This is a genomic window from Neisseria sp. HMSC70E02, assembly GCF_001838645.1.
Lineage (GTDB): Bacteria > Pseudomonadota > Gammaproteobacteria > Burkholderiales > Neisseriaceae > Neisseria > Neisseria macacae.
This window is the reverse complement of record NZ_KV838135.1, coordinates 1-237: the sequence shown is the minus strand read 5'-3', so window position 1 is coordinate 237 and position 237 is coordinate 1. Positions and strand designations below refer to the sequence as shown.

Here is a 237-nt window from a genome sequence, read left to right as displayed (position 1 = left end):
AGTTCAAACGCGATATATTGGGACGCCTAATCCACACCCTCGCCCGCGACGTCGGCGACCGAGTTCAGGAGACCGTTTACGGCTACGACTTGGACGGTAACCTCGTCCGCGCCGCCAACTGCCACAGCATCACCTGCTTCGACTACAACGGAAACGGCCAACTCATCGCCCAACACCAATGGAAGGTGCCGAGCAAAGAAGAGAACGCCCGAAACGGCCTGCCCGAAACCGACTGGC

General features: G+C 59.5%; 1 pseudogene. It reads left to right on the top strand.

Going from position 1 to position 237, the window contains the following annotated elements:
• A pseudogene (locus tag HMPREF3277_RS12335) lies at positions 1–237 on the top strand (RHS repeat protein); the annotation flags it as partial.